The 20,233-nt window shown below is 53.6% G+C and carries 16 protein-coding genes; 4 read left to right on the forward strand and 12 right to left on the reverse strand.

All coding sequences use genetic code 11. From position 1 onward, the window contains the following. Positions 1-174 precede the first annotated feature (174 nt). Together RRY12_00260 and RRY12_00265 are read right to left on the reverse strand one after the other, a co-directional pair. On the reverse strand, positions 175-444 hold the full coding sequence (locus tag RRY12_00260; GenBank protein ID MEG2183102.1) for a Txe/YoeB family addiction module toxin: 270 nt from the start codon (positions 442-444) through the stop codon (positions 175-177). Then, positions 437-697 (reverse strand): type II toxin-antitoxin system Phd/YefM family antitoxin, encoded by a 261-nt coding sequence (locus RRY12_00265; GenBank protein MEG2183103.1) that lies wholly within the window; start codon positions 695-697, stop codon positions 437-439. The genes RRY12_00260 and RRY12_00265 overlap by 8 nt, the downstream gene beginning before the upstream one ends. A gap of 381 nt (positions 698-1,078) precedes the next feature. Between RRY12_00265 and RRY12_00270 the strand changes: the two genes are divergently transcribed. The 3 genes from RRY12_00270 to RRY12_00280 all read left to right on the forward strand — a co-directional run bounded on the left by RRY12_00270 (position 1,079) and on the right by RRY12_00280 (position 5,235). Beyond that, on the forward strand, positions 1,079-1,789 hold the full coding sequence (locus RRY12_00270; GenBank protein MEG2183104.1) for a DDE-type integrase/transposase/recombinase: 711 nt from the start codon (positions 1,079-1,081) through the stop codon (positions 1,787-1,789). Between the two features lie 150 nt (positions 1,790-1,939). Then, complete coding sequence (locus RRY12_00275; GenBank protein MEG2183105.1) at positions 1,940-3,508, forward strand: hypothetical protein; 1,569 nt, start codon at positions 1,940-1,942, stop codon at positions 3,506-3,508. Positions 3,509-3,597: 89 nt separating this feature from the next. Continuing rightward, positions 3,598-5,235, forward strand: coding sequence for an NFACT family protein (locus tag RRY12_00280; protein ID MEG2183106.1), 1,638 nt, complete (start codon positions 3,598-3,600; stop codon positions 5,233-5,235). Between the two features lie 47 nt (positions 5,236-5,282). On the opposite strand, the gene RRY12_00285 is transcribed toward RRY12_00280, so the two are convergent. Both RRY12_00285 and ileS read right to left on the reverse strand, forming a co-directional pair. Beyond that, positions 5,283-6,269 carry an RluA family pseudouridine synthase gene (locus RRY12_00285; protein MEG2183107.1) on the reverse strand — a complete coding sequence of 329 codons (987 nt, stop codon included), beginning with the start codon at positions 6,267-6,269 and terminating at the stop codon, positions 5,283-5,285. Further along, positions 6,250-9,033, reverse strand: a complete 2,784-nt coding sequence (gene ileS, locus RRY12_00290; protein MEG2183108.1) for an isoleucine--tRNA ligase — start codon at positions 9,031-9,033, stop codon at positions 6,250-6,252. The genes RRY12_00285 and ileS overlap by 20 nt, the downstream gene beginning before the upstream one ends. A gap of 191 nt (positions 9,034-9,224) precedes the next feature. On the opposite strand from ileS, the gene RRY12_00295 reads away from it, so the two are divergent. Then, positions 9,225-9,581, forward strand: a complete 357-nt coding sequence (locus RRY12_00295; protein MEG2183109.1) for a diacylglycerol kinase — start codon at positions 9,225-9,227, stop codon at positions 9,579-9,581. 70 nt (positions 9,582-9,651) lie between these two features. On the opposite strand, the gene RRY12_00300 is transcribed toward RRY12_00295, so the two are convergent. The 8 genes from RRY12_00300 to RRY12_00335 form a co-directional block, all read right to left on the reverse strand. After that, the gene (locus RRY12_00300; protein ID MEG2183110.1) at positions 9,652-10,602 is read right to left on the reverse strand and encodes an FAD binding domain-containing protein; all 951 of its coding nucleotides are present in this window, start codon (positions 10,600-10,602) and stop codon (positions 9,652-9,654) included. 12 nt (positions 10,603-10,614) lie between these two features. Beyond that, a complete protein-coding gene (locus RRY12_00305; GenBank protein ID MEG2183111.1) occupies positions 10,615-12,852 on the reverse strand; it encodes a molybdopterin cofactor-binding domain-containing protein in 2,238 nt (745 codons plus the stop codon). After that, positions 12,852-13,334, reverse strand: a complete 483-nt coding sequence (locus RRY12_00310) for a (2Fe-2S)-binding protein (GenBank protein MEG2183112.1) — start codon at positions 13,332-13,334, stop codon at positions 12,852-12,854. The genes RRY12_00305 and RRY12_00310 overlap by 1 nt, the downstream gene beginning before the upstream one ends. 66 nt (positions 13,335-13,400) lie before the next feature. Further along, complete coding sequence (locus RRY12_00315) at positions 13,401-14,924, reverse strand: aromatic amino acid ammonia-lyase (protein MEG2183113.1); 1,524 nt, start codon at positions 14,922-14,924, stop codon at positions 13,401-13,403. Positions 14,925-14,968: 44 nt separating this feature from the next. Further along, the gene (locus tag RRY12_00320; protein ID MEG2183114.1) at positions 14,969-16,534 is read right to left on the reverse strand and encodes a BCCT family transporter; all 1,566 of its coding nucleotides are present in this window, start codon (positions 16,532-16,534) and stop codon (positions 14,969-14,971) included. Positions 16,535-16,581: 47 nt separating this feature from the next. Then, entirely contained in the window at positions 16,582-18,807 is a 2,226-nt protein-coding gene (locus RRY12_00325; protein ID MEG2183115.1) for a molybdopterin cofactor-binding domain-containing protein, read from the reverse strand. Next, the gene (locus RRY12_00330; GenBank protein ID MEG2183116.1) at positions 18,800-19,642 is read right to left on the reverse strand and encodes an FAD binding domain-containing protein; all 843 of its coding nucleotides are present in this window, start codon (positions 19,640-19,642) and stop codon (positions 18,800-18,802) included. Before RRY12_00330 ends, RRY12_00325 begins: the two co-directional genes overlap by 8 nt. After that, positions 19,642-20,112, reverse strand: a complete 471-nt coding sequence (locus RRY12_00335) for a (2Fe-2S)-binding protein (protein ID MEG2183117.1) — start codon at positions 20,110-20,112, stop codon at positions 19,642-19,644. Before RRY12_00335 ends, RRY12_00330 begins: the two co-directional genes overlap by 1 nt. Positions 20,113-20,233 lie beyond the last annotated feature (121 nt).

Consider the following 20,233-nt stretch of genomic DNA (forward strand, 5'->3'; position numbering starts at 1 on the left):
TGGAGGCTCTTTACCGTCAAGACGTCTTTGTCTTTTAATAAAAGCGTCGGCTTCTAACCTAATAATCTGTTGTTGCAGTGGCAGCGTTATAGCTGCTCTCACCGACAAACAGGGCACGCCGTGTATTTCTTGGTCAGGCATATTGAAGCAGACAGCCCGAAGGCCGCTTAGTTGTCATTCGTAATGTTCCCACAGGCTCAGTATCTTGACTGTTCGCTCCTTGGCGTAGACCTGATAGACAAGCCTGTGCTGGATGTTGATACGCCGTGAATAGCCGCCTTTAAGGTCGCCCACCAGCTTCTCGTAGGGCGGATAAGGTTCAAATGGATCATGCTTCAATAAAGCGATAAGCTCTGATATTTTTTCACCGTACCCCGCCGCTGTCGCGGTCCTCTTGTCTTTTAGCCCTTGCTTAGTGTAGAGGATTTTCCAGGGCTCATTCATCGTCAGGGTCTTCCACGCACTCTTCAAGAGGAGTCTTCAAGCCTTCTATCAGCTTTTCTCTCATGCCCGGAATAGATAAAAGGAAGAGGGTTTCGTTTATTGCTTTATAGTCGCTCTCTGACAGCATGACGACGTTGCCTTTTTTTGTTGTGATGTACGCCGGTTCCTGCGTAGCTATAACATCGTCTATCACACTATAAAGATTCTGGCGTGCGTTGGTTGCGTTTAAGATCAAAAAATCATCCCCTTTCACTTATGGCATTATCGTACGCTATAACGTACGTGTCAAGCGACTAGTAAGAGCACTTGAACCTGCTATGTAGGTTTACCATACCTCTGTTACAGACTCAATAAAAAAGCAGCAGACCGTACAGCTAACTGTTAAGATTAAAGCGCTAACAATAATCGACAGGGGACTGCGGGTCTGCATGAAGAAGTTAACACAGGATGTCAAGTTTAGGCAAGCACTGATTTTAACGCTCAAAAGCACGGAGTAACAAAGGCCGCTATACGCTATAAGACTAACAGGCAATACGTTTACCGGTGGAAAGGAAGGTACGACGGCACATCTGAATCTCTAAGAGACAGGTCGAGCCGCCCCAGACATCACCCAAACGAGCATCAGGAGTCTGAATTGAAACTGATAAACGACATGTACAGACGGAATCAACAATGCGGCCTTGTGGTCAAGCTGAGAAATCGCGGATACTCAAGAAGCATCTCTGCACTTTATCGTGTTCTGAGGAAAAGGGGACTGACAAGGAACAAACCGGAGAATCCGAAATATATACCTAAGCCTTATCAAACTATGACGCATCCTGGAGAACGTATTCAGATAGACGTTAAATGCGTGCCAGCGGTATGTATGGCGACTGGCGTGTCTGACAAAAAGTTCTTCCAATATACGGCCATAGACGAGTGTACGAGGTTCCGGTATTTGGAGGGTTTTGATGAACAGAGCCAGTATAATTCATCCGTTTTTATAAGTCATCTTATAAAGCGCTTCAAGTTCAGGATAGAGTGCGTACAGACGGACAACGGTGTTGAGTTCACTAACAGATTCACTTCAGACAAAGACAAGCAGAGCTTGTTTGATAAGACGCTTGAGGCCTTCGGCATAACCCACAAGCTGATAAAGCCCTTTACTCCGCGTCATAATGGCAAGGTAGAAAGATCTCATCGCAAGGACAATGAATATTTTTATGCAACGCATAAGTTTTACTCTTTAAGTGACTTTAATAAACAGCTGGCTGTCCACTGTGGTAAATACAATAACTTCCCGATGAGACCTCTTAAATGGAAATCTCCACGGGAAAGCTTAAAAGCTTTTTTGGTTGCCGTGTAACAGAGGTTTGACAAACCTACAAACTTTTCTCAAATGGCCGCAGAGCCGTTCTCGTCTCTGCGTTCAATGAATTTTCTATATGGCAAAAATATATTTCGCAGCGGCGGTAGCGGCTATCTCTGTTATAATTTTACAAGGGAGTGATTGTTTATGAAAAATAAATCGTTGAGATACTTGCTTACTGCGGCTTTTTTGATCTCTTTATTTGGAGTGGCTGACGCGATGTCGATTCGGATAACGGCGCCTGCACAGCAGCCTATTGCGCCTTTAAGAGATTTTTACGTCACGGGCGACATTGACAGAACAGGCGCGCCCGTATCATTTGACGTAAGCGTAAAGCTCTTTGACGTCGCTGGAAATCTGATACGCATTGCCAAGAGCCCCGGCGTCACTGACGCGGGCGTCACCGGCACGAACGCCGTTTCTATGGATTATCCCAATCACGGCTATTGGTTTGACTCGGTGGCGGGCAGCCGTGATTTGCTTGGAAAGAACCCTCCTCCGGATCTTATCTTTGACCCAACCGACGCCTCCTCCTTTTATAAACAGGAATGCAAGGTGGCGGTGACGGATAAAACATTCGGCGCGCTCATCTTTGGCGGCGTTTCTAAAAGCTTTGACGTCGACTACGCAGCTCTTGCTCGCTCGGGCGATATCGGCGCGGGAAGCTATACAATAGTTGCAAGCGCACTGTCAGGCGGCGTGGTGCTTGCAAGCGACGACAAAAAACTTACCGTCGCGGTGGTGCAGGACAAAATGCTGACTCGCTTCTCCCCCGCCGCGCATACGCAGGCCTACACCGCATTTGCTGACGCACGCGGATACAGGCTCTATATGGATTACTTTCCAGGCTACTGGCCTCTTGACGCAAAGACTAAATACGAGATACCGGCGCGATGGCGCCAGAATGACTCGCTGGAATATGACGGCGGCAATGTGCATACGATCCTCTATAACATCGATAACAAACGCTGCGCTACGCAGAAGGTGGAGATTGGATATCTTGTAAAACGAGGCGACATATACGCAGAGCGCCTGCATTTTTACGTCTATGATATCGGAGAACCCTACGTTTGGTCGGGCGGAACGAAGCTTTCTGGGAAGCTCAAAGAGGTCGACAAAGAGAAAAAATTCGTCCTGCTGCGCGCAGAGACGCGCGAGCCTGGAATATCTACGGAGGACAATGTCTGTTATGTATACGACATGTCAAAAACTGTAATGCCCATAGAGGGTGGGGTGATCCGCGCGAAGCCGGGAACGACTCTCTCTCTTTTTGGTGCTACAATGCCGCAGGCGGCCAATGTCACAGTAGGCTCTGTGCTTAGCGACGACGTAATGACCTATAATGTTGATAACCTTATAGAGACCGTCCGTTATGAACTATACGATGGTACAAAATTGATTGCGCGCGCGGAGAAAAGCGTTGGGCTTGACCGCTGGCTTTCTCCGCCCTCTGAGACTAATAAATGGCCCGAATATAGGTCAGTATACGAATACAAGCATGATTTTATAATTCCGGCGGATATGGCGGGCAAGAGGCTGACTATGACTATGGCCGCCTACGCCTCAAACGATAAAATAACGCCGGTCGCACTACGGCAGCTTGACATCAAGGTTGACGGAGCCTCTTCCTCGGGCGGCTGCAATGCCTCGGTACCTTCCGGTTTGGGCGCGGCTGTATTGCTTCTTGGATTTATGAAGAAAGTTGCGGCGAAGTAGAGACGCCGCACCGTCGTACCTTTGGACCGCATAAGTTCCATGACTATCGCGTATAATGGGATGTAAACTGTTTATAGGGAGGCGGAATTTTGTCATTTGGACCGGAACTTATCTGGATTTGGACGCGCAGGCTGTCGTCGCTTGCAGGAAGGCGCGCCCAGCGCGTTGACGGCGTGAACAATTCCGCCCTTATCTCATTTGGGTCGAGCGATCTGCTTCTTTCATGGGGCGCGCAAAACTGCGGCGCCGCTTTGATCTCGCCGCGCGATAAAAAGGCGCTTATGGCCTCGTCCACGCAGACGCCGCCAATCACCAACGCAATAAAAAGCCACCTGACCGGCGCTCAGCTTTGCGCAGTAGAACAGCTTCGGCGCGACCGTGTGATGCGTTTTGCTTTTCAGAAGACCGTAGGGGCGGGTTTTACAACGACGAGACATCTGATACTAGAGGTGATGGAGCGCTACAGCAACCTATTGCTGACGGACGAAGATGGCGTCATTATCGAAACGGCGAAGCACATCCACCCGGCGGACAACGCATTCCGCACAGTGCTTCCCGGCCTCTTGTATCATTTGCCGCCAGAGTTTGAGGGAGTTTCACTAGAGGAATGGCTTGCCGCGCCCTCTTCTGAAACGCTGCCAAAGGTGGCGGGCTTTGGCCGGCCGCTATTGAAGATGCTTTCCGCATGGGAACCGGAACGCGCCGCCGCTCTGCTTGCCGGTTTTTATAAAGACGGCGGTACGGAGGCCTATATAACGCAGAAGGTCGGCAAATACTTCACAGCGCTGCCGCTGCTGCTTGATGGGGCGGAGGCGGTGGACGAAGATTCAGGACGCGCCGCGGCGCTTGCGCCTCTGAAAGATTCCGCAATAGAAGCCAGGCTGAAAAAAATAAAACAGCATCTAAACAAAGAGATCGTTAGGCGGGAGCGTCAGTGCGCGGACATAAAGGAGCTGCTTTCCTCCGAAGGTGCGGAAAAATACAGGCGCTGGGGTGAACTGATCGTGGCGAACCTATGGCAGATCAAGCGCGCGGAGCCAGAGGTGCTGCTGGAAGGCTATGACTCGGAGGGCCGCAAGATTGAGGAGACGGTGCCGATAGAGGCAAGGTATTCAGTCGCCCAGAACGCGGAACGGTACTTCGCTAAGTATAAAAAAATGACCTCCGCCAAAGAGCACGCGGCAGAACTGCTCGTTGCGGTGGAGGCGGAGCTTGACGATTTAAACGAAGAGTACGAACTTGCCTGCTGCATGAACGAGGCGGCCGATATAGAAATGATGGAAGAGGAACTGGGGCTTGCGAAGCTAAAGCCGCAGAAACGCGGGGGTGCGAAGAAAAAAGAGACGCTGCCTCCGCACAAGCGGTTTGAGTTTGAGAATGCGATAGTATTCGCCGGCCTTTCCTCAAAGGGCAACAGATACGTTACCTTTAGGCTTGCGCAGCCCGACGACGTGTGGTTCCACGCACAGGGCGTACCGGGTTCGCACGTCATCCTGCGCCTTGCCGCAACCCCCTCCGATGAAGAAAGAGAACGTCTCTATCTGTTCTGTGCCTCTGTAGCCGCCTATTACAGCAAGGCGCGTGCAAACACGCGCCAGAGGGTAGATCATACTCTTAGAAAACATGTGAGCGCTATACGCGGCGGAGAGGCCAATGTGACCTATAAGGAATTTTCCACGATAATTGCAGACCCTGACGAATGGACTCGTGAAACCAAAGAGGAATAAAGATATAAAAAACTGCCCGCCGCCATATCAAGTATGGCGGCGGTTTGTTATTTCCTTGCCTCTTGCAGGAAATCGCTCAGTTCCTTTGGCAGAGGCTGCGTAAAAAGCATCTGTTCTCTTGTGCGCGGATGAGTGAAGCCGAGCTTCCACGCGTGCAAAAAGAGCCTTTCCGGGCCGAATGGCGACTGCCGGGACGGCACGTAGAGCCTATCGCCAACCAGAGGACATTTTATCGCCTGCATGTGTACGCGTATCTGATGCGTGCGTCCGCTGTGAAGGATACATTTGACGAAAGAATAGTTGTTTCTGCTCCATAACTGAACGTAGTCCGTCCAGGCCTCGCGGCCGTCCTCCACGCAGGCCATGCGCAGCCTGTTGTGCGGGTCGCGGTCTATCGGGTATGTTATCGAGCCCGCTGCGGCGGGCGTCTTGCCGTAGGCCAGCGCAAGATATTCTTTTCTTATGCGGCGCTCTTTAAAGTCGTTGAAAAGCCCCTCCTGCGCGAGGCCGTTTCTTGCGACGACCATCAGGCCTGAGGTCGTTGCGTCAAGCCTGTGTACGATGCCGGGGCGTTTTACGCCGTTCAGCGTCCCCAGGTCGGGATACCTGAACAAGAGCCCGTGAACCAGCGTGCCGGTCCAGTGCCCGGGCGCGGGATGGACGACGAGGCCGGCTGGTTTGTTTATAACGATGAGGTCTTCGTCTTCGTAGACCGTTTCAAAGGCGACGTTCTGCGGCTCGAGATCCAGCGTCTCCGCTGGCGGAATTACTACTGTCAGAACGTCTCCTTCGTTCACCTTTATAGACGGTTTTATCCGGCGTTCTGGCGAAAGCAGCGCATGTCCCTCTTTGATAAGTTTTTGCGCAAATCCGCGGCTCAAACCCATAACGCGCGAGAGCGCGAAGTCAAGCCTGTGGCCCTGCATCTCCGCTCCCAGCTCAAAGCGCTGAGGCTCGGAAGAGGGGGCGGCGCAGAGCCCCTCCCCCTCTTCCGGAATAAATATACTGCCAGGATTACAGATTGTGGACGACATCGGCGCAGCGGGCGCAGATACCTTTCTCAGCTACTTCGGGGCGTCTCTTCCAGCAGCGGGGGCACTTTTCCCACGCCGATTTAGAAACCCCGATGACAAGGCCGGTCGTCTCGTCGTTGTAGACGATCTCGGCGTCCTTCACCTCGTCGACCACTCTCGCCGACGAAACGATCAGTATCTCTTCCCATGTAGTGTCGCTGATTTTTCCGGCAAGCGGATTGTAGTATTCGCTAAGCTTGATCTGAACGTCCGCGTCAAGAGGATGTCCTATGATGCCCTTGCCACGCGCGGATTCCAGTCCGCGCTGGACGCCCTGACGCGCAAGCATCACCATGTCCCATTCGGTCTCTACGGCTGGGTCGATGCCCTCGCTGAGTTTTTCGGGCCATTCTGTCAGAAGCACGCTCTGGACCAGTGAATCGTCCATTTTGCGCATGTTCTGCCAAATCTCCTCGGCGGTGAATGAGAGTACCGGCGACATCATCTGCGTGACGGCTTCAAGCACCTGCCACATGACGGTGCGGATGGAGCGGCGGCTCTTGTCGTCCTTCGCGTCAGCGTAGAGCTTGTCTTTGCTTACGTCGATGTAGAATGACGACATTTCCGTATCGCAGAACTGATGGATGAGCGTCATCGGCTGATGGAATTCGTATTCGTCAAAGCCCGCCGTTACGCGCGCGCGCAGGCGTTCCAGCTTCAGCATGACATACTGGTCGACCGGTGCGAGCTGGTCGTGCGGCAGGATGTCGTTCTTCGGGTCAAAGCCGTCAAGGTTGGCAAGAAGGAATCTCGCCGTGTTGCGGATACGTCTGTATGACTCTATGAGGTTGCGGAATATCTCTTCCGAGATGCGGACGTCGCCGCGGTAATCAGAGGAGGCTACCCAGAGGCGCAGGATGTCCGCGCCGTTTTTGTCGATTATTTTTTCGGGTTTCATGACGTTGCCGAGAGATTTTGACATTTTCTGACCGTCGGGGCCCATTATGAATCCGTGCGTCAGCACCGTTTTGTACGGGGCTGTGCCCTGCGTCGCCACGCTGTTTAGCAGCGACGTCTGGAACCATCCGCGGTGCTGGTCGCTGCCCTCAAGATAGAGGTCCGCGGGCCAGCTGAGGTCTTCCCAGTTGTTGAGGACGGCGGTATGGCTGGTGCCTGAGTCAAACCAGACGTCCATGATGTCCTCGTCCTTGCGGAGATGGCGTCCGCCGCATTTCGGGCAGACCGCGAGGTCGCCTACAAGCTCTTCCGGCGTGAGCTCCCACCAGCAGTTGCTGCCGTGTTCGCGGATCTTGTCCGCCACGCGGCGCACGCGGTCGCCGGTCAATATGACCTCGCCGCAGTCTTCGCAGTAGAAGGCGGGAATCGGCACGCCCCATGTGCGCTGACGGCTGATGCACCAGTCGGAGCGGTCTTTTACCATATTTGAGATGCGGTCCTTGCCCCATTCCGGCACCCATTTCACTTCGTCGATGCATTTAAGCGCTTCGTCGCGGAAATTCGCCACTGCGATGAACCACTGGTCCGTCGCGCGGAAGATTACGGGCTTTTTGCAGCGCCAGCAGTGCGGGTAGGAGTGCGTTATTTTGAGCTTGCCGAGAAGCCTCTGTGATTCGCCAAGCAGCTCAAAGACCTTTTTCTCTCCGTCTGCAAGCGACATGCCGCCGAATATCGGCGTCTCTTTGTAATAATGGCCGGTCTCGTCGACGGGGTTGTATATTTCTATGCCGTAGCGAACGCCTGTTTCGTAGTCTTCCGTACCATGTCCGGGGGCGGTGTGTACGCAGCCGGTGCCCGCTTCGAGCGTGACATAGTCGGCAAGCACGAACGGAGTTTTGCGGTCGTAGAACGGGTGCTGCGCGTTTGTGCGCTCAAGCTGCGCGCCTTTGCAAGAGAGGATGGGGTCGCCGAAGGAAAGTCCAGTCGCCTTCTCCACTTCCGCCTTCATGCCCTGCGCGATGAGGTAAATTTTTGCACCGACCTGATAGAAGCCGTAATCATAGCGCGGATGCACGGCTACGGCCATGGAGGCCGGCAGCGTCCATGGAGTGGTGGTCCAGATTATGACGTCTACGTCTTTTCCTGCAAGTTCGGGGAAGACCTTCGCCGCGTCCTCGTACTGGTAGGCTACGAAGATGGAGGGCGAAGTTTCGTCGCCGTATTCGATCTCCGCTGCGGCAAGCGCCGTCTGGCAGTCCGTGCACCAGTAGATAGCCTTGCGTCCTTTGTAGACCAGGTTCTTGTCTACCATCTCGGCGAAGCCTTCAAGCTGCGTCGCCTCGTAGGCGGGAACGAGCGTCATGTATGGATGGTCCCAATCGCCGATGACGCCCAGACGCTTAAACTGCCCTGTCTGGATGTCCGCAAACGAGCGGGCGTAAGCGGCGCATTTTTCACGAAGTTCTACGGACGAGATCTGGTCTTTGTCGAGGTTCAGCTCTTTTAAGACTTTGAGCTCGATAGGCAGACCGTGCGTGTCGTAGCCGGGAACGTATGGCGTGAAGTTGCCGCGCTGCCATTTATATTTGACGACGAAGTCCTTAAGGATTTTATTGGTTGCGGTACCGATATGGATGCTGGCGTTTGCGTAGGGCGGACCGTCGTGAAGTATAAATGACGGTTTGTCTTTGTTTTTTTTCTTAAGCTCGCCGTATACGTCAATGTCATACCAGAATTTCAGAAATTCCGGCTCTCTCTGCGAGAGGTTCGCGCGCATCGGGAACTCTGTCTTGGGAAGGAACAGCGTATCCTTGTAATCGTTGGCCATAAAAAAACCTCCATTTAAAATAAACGGAATTCCGAAAAGAATTCCATAATGTACAACTTATGTATTATAGCAGAAAGCCATAAAAAATGATATTTTCGCAAAAATGGGAGCTACGCGGCTTTCAAATTATACTATTTCGCCTCTCTGTTATATAATTAGGCCGAAACAAAAAACAGGTTAGGGTGAAACGCGTGGAACAGTGGAAAAACAGAGGACTTTTCGCAAAAACTCTCTATTCTTTGAACGGGCTTTACAAGGCCTTCGTCACAGAAAAGGCTATACGCCACGAATGCGTCGGCGTGGCTTTGGCTCTGGCGCTTGCCGTAACAAAGGGCTGTCCTCCCCGCGAAATATTCCTAGTGCTTTTTGCCTCCGCATTTCCCATCGTGGCGGAGCTTATAAACACCGCTATAGAACGCATGATAGATACGCACTGCGGCCCAACTTACCGCGAAGAGGTGCGTATCCAGAAAGATATTTTATCGGGCGCCGTGTTTATGAGCCTCATCATCGGCTACGGCTTTTGTTTGGTGATTATCTTTATGTAAACGGCTCCATAAACGACGGGCGCCGGTCGCCGGCGTATCGGCCGGTAATCCGCGCCAGTCGTTCTTTGCGCTACGCTTTTGCCGCGAGCCTGTCCAGCAGCATTGCAATGAGCTTATAAGACATAACCTTCACCTTTGGCGAGACCACAGATTCCCTTATCTGCCCCGCCTGCTTTTTGATTTCAGAAAACGCGGCTTCAGTCAGTCGTTCGACGTCAGAAATATTTTCGTCAAGCAGCGTCGCCGTCTCTTCAAGTTCTACCGGGACGGCGCCTACTGCTCCGGCTACGACCTTTGCGCACCTTTTTTCTGATGGGAGCCTCACCGCGAAGTTGACAAGCGGAAAATCTATAGAGGCGCGCACGCTGTATTTAAAAAAACAGCTTTTTTCATCAAGAGGCGCCTTTTTGACGCGTATCGCCGTGATGATAAAATCGCTGTTTTCCTCAACAAGTCCGTTTCTCTCACTGTGTCTTGCTATCAACTGCCCTATCGGAACGACAGAACATTTTCCATCTTCTATCATCTCAACCTCAGCGTCGTACAAAAGAAGAGCCGTGGCAGTGTCGGAATAGTAGATGGCTTTACAGGTCTTTGAGTTGGGTATCTGGTGGCACTTGTCGCCGCCGGTTTTGAAACAGGGCGGAAACGAACTTCTCCACTCGCGTGACTGATTGAAATAGACGCACCTGCGGTCCTGCATTATGTTGCCGCCTATGGTCGCCGTGTTTCTTATCTGCGGGGACGCCGTCTCCTGCGCGCTTTCTGCAAGCGCCGGAAGATTTTTTCTGATGCCGTCGTTTTCCGCTATCTGTGCAAGAGTGACGCAGGCGCCTATCGTAAAGGCGGTTTCGTCGGACGTTATCGTTTTACATTCCGCAATGCCGCTTATGTCTATCATATCCGTCCGCGGTTTCACTCCGAGGTGCAAAAGCGGCATAAGGTCGGTGCCGCCCGCTATTACTCGGCCGTGATATTTTTCGTCTGTAATGTCCTTTAGCGAATCCACTTTGATATACAAAAAATCACCCCGCTATATTTTGTTGGGCAGCACGATGAACTGCTCGCAGAGAGGAAGGTTTGTGACCTCCTGCCCGCTGGCTCTTCTTACCGCGTTTACGATAGCTGGCGCAATTGGCACCGTGCTAAGTTCTCCTACGCTCTTTGCTCCGTAAGGGCCGTCCGGCTCCCAGCCTTCGGCAATGAGCGCGTGGATGCGCGGCATGTCGGCCATCAGCGGGATCTTGTAATGCAGAAGGTCTGTTGACATAGGCTTTTTTGCGAAATTGTTTATCTGTATCTGCTCCGTGAGCGTGTATCCCACGCCCTGCGCCGCGCCGCCCTCTATCTGTCCCTCTACGGTGAGCGGGTTTATCGGCGTGCCTACGTCGACGGCCTCTATCAGGTGCAGGAGGCGTATCGCGTTGAGTTTTTTATGATATTCCGCCTTGACCATGCAGACAGAGAACGGATTGGGACAGGCCGCCGCTTTGTAGTCTCCCCTGCCGATTATCGTTCCGCCGCGCTGGTTGAAGAAGACCTCTTTTGCCGCCTCTTTTACGCTGAGATTTTTTTCGCCTGCTATGAACCGGCCCTCTTCAAAGAGCACGGGAGCGTTTGATATGCGCGAAAGCCTTTCCTGGATCGTGGCTATAAGATCCTGCCCCGCCCGGAGCACGGCGTTTCCGCATATAAAGGTCTGGCTGCTGCCGAATGTGCCGGTGTCGTACGGAGTGAATTTTGTATCCGCCGCGGTTACTGTGATATCCTCAAGCGGTATGTCCAGCGTCTCCGCCGCTATTTGCGCAAGCATAGTTTCGCTGCCCTGTCCGATGTCGGAAGAGCCAACCTGGAGTTCCGCGCTGCCGTCGTCGTTCATTATGATAACAGCCGAGCTGAGTCCCTCTTTTGAGGACGGGCCTGATCCGTGGCAGGCGAAGGCGACGCCCCACGCCTGTTTTATATCGTCGTTTTCTATCGTAGCTTCGTTTTTTTCTATTTCATTTTTTTTATCAAGGCAGAGTTTGACGCACTGCTCTATCTCGCAGCTAGTAAGCGTCAGCTCCGAGCCGGGGAAATGTCCGCCAACGCGGACGTGGTTTTTCAGCCGCAGTTCGATAGGGTCCATATCGAGCTTTTGCGCGAGCCTGTCTATTATCACCTCTCTGGCGAAGGCAAGCTGCATGTTTCCGTAGCCTCTGAACGCGCCGGCCGTCGCGTGGTTTGTAAGCACGCACCGTCCGTCAAAGAAGTAATTTTTGATGCCGTATTGAAATTTTCTTGCGCCGGCGCACAGCACGGTCGGCCCGTGCGTCGTGTATGGGCCGGTGTTTAATTTATAGTCCGCGTAAAAGGCCTTTATCTCGCCGTCCGCGCCGGCGCCTATCCTCACACGCGCCCTTGCGCCGTGGCGCACTACCGTCGCGGTCAGCTCCTCTTCGCGTGTGTTCAATATCTTTACGGGTCTTTTGATCTTCTTTGAGAGAAAGACCGCAGCGGGCTGCGAGTGAAGTTGCTGACGCGCGCCGAAGCCTCCACCGACCGCGGGCTTTATTATTCTTATTTTATTTTCGCGAAGTCCGCAGAGTTCGCTTATAATTCGCCGCTCCTGAAAGATCGTCTGCGAATTGCTCCATATTGTGATCTCTTTTCCGCTGCTGAAGTCACAGATGCAGCAGGTCGGCTCAATGGCGGTGTGCTGCATAGGCGGGATGTTGAAGGTCTCTTCAAGGATAATGTCAGATTCCAAAAAGCCATCCTCAACGCAGCCCTCCGTCACCTCTCTCTTCCAGATGACGTTGTCCTCTGAAAGATGCGGCTCAATAGTTTCCGCGCCCTCTTTAAGCGCCTCATCTATTGAAAAAAGCGGCTTTTTTTCCTGATATTCTATCTTTACTGCGCGGCAGGCCGCTTCGCAGGCCTCGGGCGAGTTCGCGGCGATGCACAGTATCCTGTCGCCCGCGCATTTCGGCTGCATAGTAAGTATCTTTTCATCTTTTAAGAGCAGCGCGGAGGGCGGGTTGCCGGAACAGTTGTACAGCGTCTGCGGCACCTCGTCGGGAAGCAGCGCCGCGATATATCCTGGCACCTTTTCAGCCTCTTTAAGGTCGATTGCGAGTACGAGGGCGTTTGCGTATTCGCTTCTTATCACCTTCGCGTAGGCCATGTTCGGAAGAGATATGTCGTCAGTGTATACTGCTTTGCCAGAAAGTTTATCGGCGGCTTCCAGCCTTACCGGCGAATGTTTTACAGTTTTAAAAACTTTTGTCATCAAACGCACCTGCTCTCCTTGATTCTTTGAGCGGCAAGCATGACGGCGCTTTCGATTTTCGTATAGCCGGTGCATCTGCACAGATTTCCGGCCATAGCCGCTCGCACTTCAGAGGGGGACGGCTCCGGCCTCTTTTTCAGGAACGCGGCGGCGGTGAGCACCATGCCCGGGATGCAGTATCCGCACTGTACGGCGCCCGCGTCGTAAAAGGCGCTCTGCACTATCTCAATTTCGCGAAAGGCGCCGGCTCCTTCGATCGTCCGTATGTTTGCGCCGTCTGCCTTAAGCGCCGGCATGATGCACGACAAAACTGGCTGGCCGTCTAGCAGCACGGTGCACGCGCCGCATTCGCCGCTGTCGCAGCCTCTTTTGCAGCCTTTAAGGCCGGCCTTTTCTCTTATCATATCCAATAGCGTCATATCTTCGGGGACTTCAAATGTAAGCGGCTTGTCGTTGAGGGTTACGCATATCTTATAATTCATATCAATGACCTCGAAATTAAAGAGGGCTGGGAGGCAGCCCTCTTTAAATGGATTTGGTGGCTCCTGCTACTTGATGATTTTCTCTTTGACCTCTTTGATAAGTTTGCCGCTTTTTACAAATTCGAACGCCTTCTGGATGTCGGGCGATATCGGCCTGTCATTCGTGTAAAGCGGTATCTCTTTTCTAAAGGCTTGATAGGCCAGTTCCGTGCCTTTGCCAAGCGTAAATTCTTCCTGCATCTTTCTCAGGTCTATCGCCTGACAGGCGTGGATCGTCTCCATGCCGTAGATGTACTGAAGATTTTCTACGATCTGACGCAGATGCTGCGCCACTATCGAGATGTTGTTGGCGTGGTCCTCGATTGAGCCGGAGAGCGAGAGATAGTCGACGCTGCACGGGTTGGAGAGGTGTCTGATCTCCGTGTCGAGAGAGGCGAATGTCTTCTGGAATGTGCCGAAGCAATGCGATTCCCCACCGTCATGGCTGAGGAAGCGCGGCAGTTTTGTGAGCACCGGGTTTGCCAGCCTGATCATACGGTAGCAGGACATGCGCGAGACGTGGGTCAGCACTATCGAGAGCATCTCCATCGCTGTGGCGAGCGTCGTCGTCTCAAAGTTTGAATTTGAGATGATACGCCTTTCGTCTAAAAGAACGCATGGATTGTCGTCTGTCGAGTTCATCTGGATGTATAGATATTTTTCAACGTAGGCGAGAGCGTCTCTCAGCGAACCGTTTACGTACGCGGCGCCGCGGAAACAGAGTGCGTCCTGTACCGGCTTGCCGGGGTAGGTTTTGTAAATGTCGCTGCCTTCGATGTATTTGCTGACGTTGGCAGCGCTCTCCGTCTGTCCGTCAAGTTTTCTGGCGGCCATAACGGCTGGGTCGAGCGGCGAGGTGTTGCCGTGCAGACCTTCGAGCGAGAGCGCGGAGATGATGTCTCCCATGTCCGCGAGCTCTCTCAGTTCTTTGATCGCAAGGGCCGCTTCGCCGGCAGAGAAGGAGCTTGAACTGACGATTGCAAGTCCGTCTTTCGGGCCGAGCGTCACCGGTTCCAGACCGGCAAGCTTGTGAGCCTCGGCTGACGGCATTCTGACGCCGTTGTAATTTACAAAGCCCTCGCCTATCATTGCAAGGCCGATATGGGAAAGCAGCGTGATGTCCCCTTCTCCGACGGAGCCTCTTTCCGGCATGACTGGGTGTATTCCGCAGTTCAGCAGCTCCGCGTAGCGTATCGCGATGGCGGGCTGAATGCCGGTGTAACCCTGCAGCAGGCAGTTGAGGCGTATCGCCATGATGGCGCGCACCTCTTTTTCAGAGGCTTCCGGCTTGATGCCGAGAGAATGCGAATATATGAGCTTGCGGTTGAAGGACTCAAAAAATCCCTTCGCAATCGTGTGGTCTTTGTTCCAGCCGACGCCGGTGTTGAATCCGTATACGGGAACGTCCGAGTCGACGAGATCGTAAACGAGCTGTCTGGATTTTATAAGTCTTTCCTCCGCGTCGGCGCTTACTTCAACTTTAGCTCCGTTTACAGCAATTTCCCATACTTTTTCGATTGTAAGGCCGTCGCCTGTAAGTGTAATAGTCATTTAATTATCTCCAATCATTTTTCAATGCGTTTTTTGATAAAGAATTATTCAGAGACCTTATCAAAAAAGAATACTTTGACGAACGATATGACTTGCAGCACAAATATGAAGAGCACTACGAAGCCGGCTGCCGCGGCAAGCGCCTTGACGCCGTCCACGCCCTGCGCGCCTCCGCCGAAGGCCGCCATGATGATTGCGACTATGCCGACAGATACGCCCCAGACAACCTTGACCTTCGCGGGAGGCTCTGTGCCTATCGGAACGTTTCTCATGCACATTGAACCGATGTTGGTGAGTGTCGCGTCAGCGCAGGTGATGAAGGAGGCGAGTATTACGAGGATGTTGATAGGCAGTACGATGTAGCCGAGTCCGAACGGAAGGTGCTTGAGGAACTCCCAGAGCGCCATTATAGCGCCGCCGCTGTTGATGGCGCCCACAAGGTCCGCGCCGCCGGTCATCTGCATGTGCATCGCGCTGCCGCCCCAGATGGCGAACCAGAATATGCCAAATACGGAGGGAAGGATCCAGTTTACGACCATGTATTCGCGGACGGTCCTGCCGTATGAGAGCATGGCGAGGAATATCCCTGTGACGGGAGCGTAGCCGACCCAGAAGGCCCAGTCAAAGAGCGTCCATGAACGTGTAAGCGCGGGGCCGCCGATGTCGATCGGGTCAAGTCCCCAGAGCCAGAAGTTGTGGAACCATTCCGCAAGCCCAGCGGTGCCGATGCGGACTATGAAGAGCGTAGGCCCAGTTACCAGAAGAAGGATGAGCAGTCCGTAGTAGAACCACGCGTTGAGCGAGCCTACGATTTTAAGTCCCTTGTCAAGCCCGACATAGGTCGAGAAGGTGAAGGCGCAGATTATAGCGGCGCCGATGCCGATGAAAAGAGGCAGGCTTTCGGCGATGCCGTATCCGCTTTTGAGGCCCGTGACGGTGAGGGTGATGCACATCGTAAGTCCGGTGGCGAGGCCTATCGTGAGGGCGAGCATTGAAAGCGTGTCGATTATAGCGGAGGCAAACGGCGTTGTGATACGGTCGCCGAAGAGGGGCTTCAGTGTAGCGGTTACGGTGAGGCTGTCCTTCTTATGGTAATAGATATAGGCGACGAGCAGTCCGCACATCGCGTATATGGCGTAGGGTACGAAGGTCCAGTTGTAGTAGGTACGGGCCATGGCGAAGATGGCGGCCTGTGTTGTGCCGGGCTTTATGCCAAGTGTGTTGAGCTCGCCCCAGACGTTGCCGTAGTAGATGAGCGGTTCATTGACGCCCCATGTTACGATGCCCGTCGCTATGCCGCCGGTGAGCGTCATTGCGAACCATGTCCAGAAGCCGTATTTAGGCTTCGCGTCTTTGCCGCCGATGCGCATCTTGCCGAGTTTGGTAAATGTGGCTACAACTACGAGGACGAAGCTTGCCATGATGGCGAGCTGGTAGAGCCATCCAAAGCTGTCGAGCGACCAGAAGAAAAACAAATTGCTTGCCTTTGTCAGCGCGTCCTTATCAACGATGCCGACTATTGCCGCGAGCGCCACCACTATGTAGGCGGGAATAAAAACCTCCCAGCGGATGGACTTTTTCAGGTCTGTTTCTTTCTTGCTTGGATCCATAAAAACAACCTCCTTAAGGCTTTATTGGATTATGAGGCTCTCGCCTCTTAACGCCTGGTTGATGCCGCTATCTTTGCCGGTGTGAGCGGAAGCTCCGTAAGCTCCGTACCGAGCGCTCTGTTTACCGCGTTTACGATGGCCGCAGATACCGGTACAGTGCTTATTTCGCCGATGCTCTTTCCTCCGTAGGGGCCGCCCGGCTCGCCGTCTTCAATGAGCATGATCTCCACATCCGGCATGTCCGGCGCGTTTATCATGTGGTATTTATCGAAGTTGCCCGCCTTCGGCATTCCATTTTTATCAAAGGCGAGCTCCTCGCAGAGCGCCATGCCTATGCCCATCTGGACGCCGCCGTATATCTGGCCGTCTACGAAATTTCTGTTGATGCTCTGTCCTACGTCGTGGACGGCGAGGTATTTGTCTATCTTCACCAGTCCAGTAAGTTTGTCCACCGTCACCTGTGCGAAGTGCACGCCAAACGACGCGGGGTTGCTTTCGGGCGCGTGTTCGTAATGCGCCTCGATGGAGCGGCGGCTTTTGAGCATTATCTGACGCACCGCCTCTCCTATCTCAATGGTTTTGCCGTCTATCAGCAGTTTTCCGTCAACAAGTTTCGCTGGCGCGTCGTATATCTTTGAAGCCTCGGAGCAGAGCAGCTTTACGGCTTCTTCGGAAACGAGACGTGCGCACTCGCCGCAGACGTAGATGACGCGGCTTGCCTGACAGCCTGCGTCGTACGAGCTGTAGTTTGTATCTCCCTCTGTCACCGTTATCTTTGAAAGCTCTATGCCTGTGGCCTCCGCCGCTATCTGCGCGATCGCCGTCAGCGTGCCGTTGCCCAGCTCGTGCAGCGCGGTGCGCAGTATCGCGGAACCGTCCTCCAGTATGCGCATGGACATCTGTGTGACGTCATGATAGATGGTTTTATAATAGCCGTTGCCGTGCGTGCAGCAGGCAAATCCGGCGGCTGTGGCAAAACGCCCGTCGGCGCTTACGATCGGCTTTTGCAGGTTCTCCCAGTCAAAGCGCCGCGCTCCGCGTTCGAGGCATTCGATGACGCGCGCTTTGCCTATATTGGAGGCGCCGCTTGGGTCGTTCTCCCATTCGTGAAGGAGGTTTTTCAGGCGGAACTCTACTGGGTCAAGGCCAAGCCTCGTACACATGAGGTCGGTGTGGATCTCGGTTATCGTATGTATCTGCGGCGAGCCGTATCCGCGGCACGCGCCTGCGGGCGTAGTCGATGTCCTGACGGTGCGCCCATGGTAGCTTAACGCCGGCACGCGGTAGAGGCGCGAGGCCTTTTTGCCCATCGCCATCATCACTTTTTTTGTTCCGGAGAGGTAGGCTCCCGCATCTGCCGTTATCTCAAATTTGCGGCCCGTTATTACGCCGTCTGCGTCAAGCGCCGTTGAGACAGTGCCCAGCACGGCGGCGCGCGTCCTTGTGGAATGCATTGTTTCCGTTCTGTTCGTCGTTATGAAGACCGGACGCTTCAGCCTCCACGCGGCCCACGCGCAGAGCGGTTCAAAGACGCTCTCCTGTTTTCCGCCGAATGTGCCGCCCATGTTTGCCTTTATGACGCGTATCTTTGAAAGAGGTATAGGAAGCACCTGCGCTATGGCGTGCTGTACTCCGAAAAGTATCTGACACGGCGTATGCACCTCTATCGCGTTTGCAGGACGCGGCATCGCCAGGACGCAGTGCGTCTCCATCGCCGCGTGATGTATTTTTGGAGTGTATATGGTGTCTGTTTCAACGTGGGCTGCCGATGCGAACGCTGCCTCTGCGTCTCCGTAGCCGAGCGCGCCTTCAAAATCATCCATGCCGTCTTCGTGCAGCCTATCTGCGTTTTTGCCGGCCTCTTTTATGTCGACGACGGCAGCCAGCGGTTCGTATTCTACCTTGACCAGTTTGAGCGCGCGGCGGGCTTTTTCTTCCGAATCTGCCAGCACAAGCGCTATCCGGTCGCCGACGTGTCTTGCGTGGCGAGTGAGGATGGTTTCGTCGGGAAAGTCGTTCTGCCCCGGAAACCATTCGCCGCTGTTGTATTTATTCTGCGGCGCGTCAAGAAAGGTGAGGACGATAGCACCCTCTTCTTGTGCAGAAGAGGCGTCTATTGATTTGACGATAGCGTTTGGATATTCTGAAAGCAGCGGAACGCCTACGAGCGTTCCCGCCGGCAGTTCGTCCGCAAGATAGGTATAGCTGCCGCGCGCCTTTTCCTGCGCGTCGTCGCGCAATATTCTTTTTCCGATATATTTATAATCAGCCATTGTTTTCAGCCTCCTCCGCCCTTTTGAGCAGTTCGGCGTAAATATCCATTGCGAGCGCGCGAAGGGCAGACTGTTTGTAGGCGAGCGTCGGGCGTCCAGGTATCTGACGCGCCGCAAATGAGGCAAGGGCGTCGGCAAGTTCCGTATGCGCGCCGCGGCAAAGCGCCTCTGAGGCCTCTTCGCTGAATCTGGCGGCGGCGCCAAGCGTGCCGACAAATACTTTTGCCTGCGTGAATTTGCCGCGCGAGCATACGGCGCAAGCCGCCATGTTTACGCGGGAGATGCTTACCTGTCTCCTGCTGCCTATTTTCATAAAGGCGGAAATTGATTTTTGGTCTATTTCGATGAGAAATTCTTTTATCACTTCGCCTGGCGCAAGCGGAGCTTTTCCGCTGCTGGCAAGTTCTGATACGGGCGCGCGGCGCGCGCCGTTCTTTGATACTATGACGGCGTATGCGTTAAGCGCGCAGAGCGCGGCGGGAGTATCGGCCGCGGGAGAGCCGTTTGCCACGTTTCCGCCTACTGTGGCTCTTGCGCGTATCTGCTCTGAGCCCATCACGTAGGCGGCGTCAGAAAGCGCTGAGGCGTATCTTCTGACGAGCGGGCTTTTGTGGAGCGCCGTCATTGTCTCCGAGGCGCCTATTCTGAGTTCTCCGTTTATTATTTCTATTCCTTTAAGTTCGTTTACGCAAGAGATGTCGGCGCAGAGCGTATCCTGCGTCAAATTTGAGCGGCGGGCTATCATCCAGTCCGTGCCTCCGGCTATAAGTTCCGGCGCATCATATTCGTATGAAAAAAGTTCTGTGAGCGACGAGGGGCGTACCAGTATGCTCATCAGTTTTTCGCCTCAAGGCGGTTTGCCGCCTCTGTTACCGCGTTTATGATGGGGACGTATCCGGTGCAGCGGCAGATGTTGCCGGCCAGCGCGCGTTTTATTTCGTCTTTTGAAGGATGTGGGTTTTTCAGCAGCAGCGCCTTCGCCGACATTATCATCCCTGGAGTGCAGAATCCGCACTGGATCGCGTCACAGTCGATAAAGGCCTGTTGGATGACGTCAAGCTCGCCGCTTTTCGCAAGTCCCTCTATTGTTGTGACGGAGGCTCCGTCCGTCTGGACGGCCGGTACAACGCAGGAGCATACCGCCTCGTCGTTGAGCAGCACGGTGCACGCGCCGCATTCTCCGGCTCCGCAGCCCTCTTTTACGCCTGTGAGTCCGAAGTCGTTTCTTAACATATCTATGAGGCGTGTATCGGCCTGCACTTCGGCGCTTCGCAGTTCTCCGTTGAGTGTCAAAGAAATAAGCATAACATTCCCCCCTGCCCCAATTTTATATTATGGCCGTCTATCCATCGTCAAATTTTTATGAACTGTTTTATTATTGTGGTGTGAGATAGAAAAAGTATTGTTATAATTGACAAAGAATTTA

This window comes from Cloacibacillus sp., from assembly GCA_036655895.1.
Lineage (GTDB): Bacteria > Synergistota > Synergistia > Synergistales > Synergistaceae > JAVVPF01.

Excerpts from the sequence above, each read along its gene's own strand:
- RRY12_00260 (MEG2183102.1), bottom strand. The coding sequence starts at position 444 with ATGAATGAGCCCTGGAAAATCCTCTACACTAAGCAAGGGCTAAAAGAC.
- RRY12_00275 (MEG2183105.1), top strand. The coding sequence starts at position 1,940 with ATGAAAAATAAATCGTTGAGATACTTGCTTACTGCGGCTTTTTTGATC.
- RRY12_00285 (MEG2183107.1), bottom strand. The coding sequence starts at position 6,269 with ATGTCGTCCACAATCTGTAATCCTGGCAGTATATTTATTCCGGAAGAG.
- ileS (MEG2183108.1), bottom strand. The coding sequence starts at position 9,033 with ATGGCCAACGATTACAAGGATACGCTGTTCCTTCCCAAGACAGAGTTC.
- RRY12_00305 (MEG2183111.1), bottom strand. The coding sequence starts at position 12,852 with ATGACAAAAGTTTTTAAAACTGTAAAACATTCGCCGGTAAGGCTGGAA.
- RRY12_00310 (MEG2183112.1), bottom strand. The coding sequence starts at position 13,334 with ATGAATTATAAGATATGCGTAACCCTCAACGACAAGCCGCTTACATTT.
- RRY12_00315 (MEG2183113.1), bottom strand. The coding sequence starts at position 14,924 with ATGACTATTACACTTACAGGCGACGGCCTTACAATCGAAAAAGTATGG.
- RRY12_00320 (MEG2183114.1), bottom strand. The coding sequence starts at position 16,534 with ATGGATCCAAGCAAGAAAGAAACAGACCTGAAAAAGTCCATCCGCTGG.
- RRY12_00325 (MEG2183115.1), bottom strand. The coding sequence starts at position 18,807 with ATGGCTGATTATAAATATATCGGAAAAAGAATATTGCGCGACGACGCG.
- RRY12_00330 (MEG2183116.1), bottom strand. The coding sequence starts at position 19,642 with ATGAGCATACTGGTACGCCCCTCGTCGCTCACAGAACTTTTTTCATAC.
- RRY12_00335 (MEG2183117.1), bottom strand. The coding sequence starts at position 20,112 with ATGCTTATTTCTTTGACACTCAACGGAGAACTGCGAAGCGCCGAAGTG.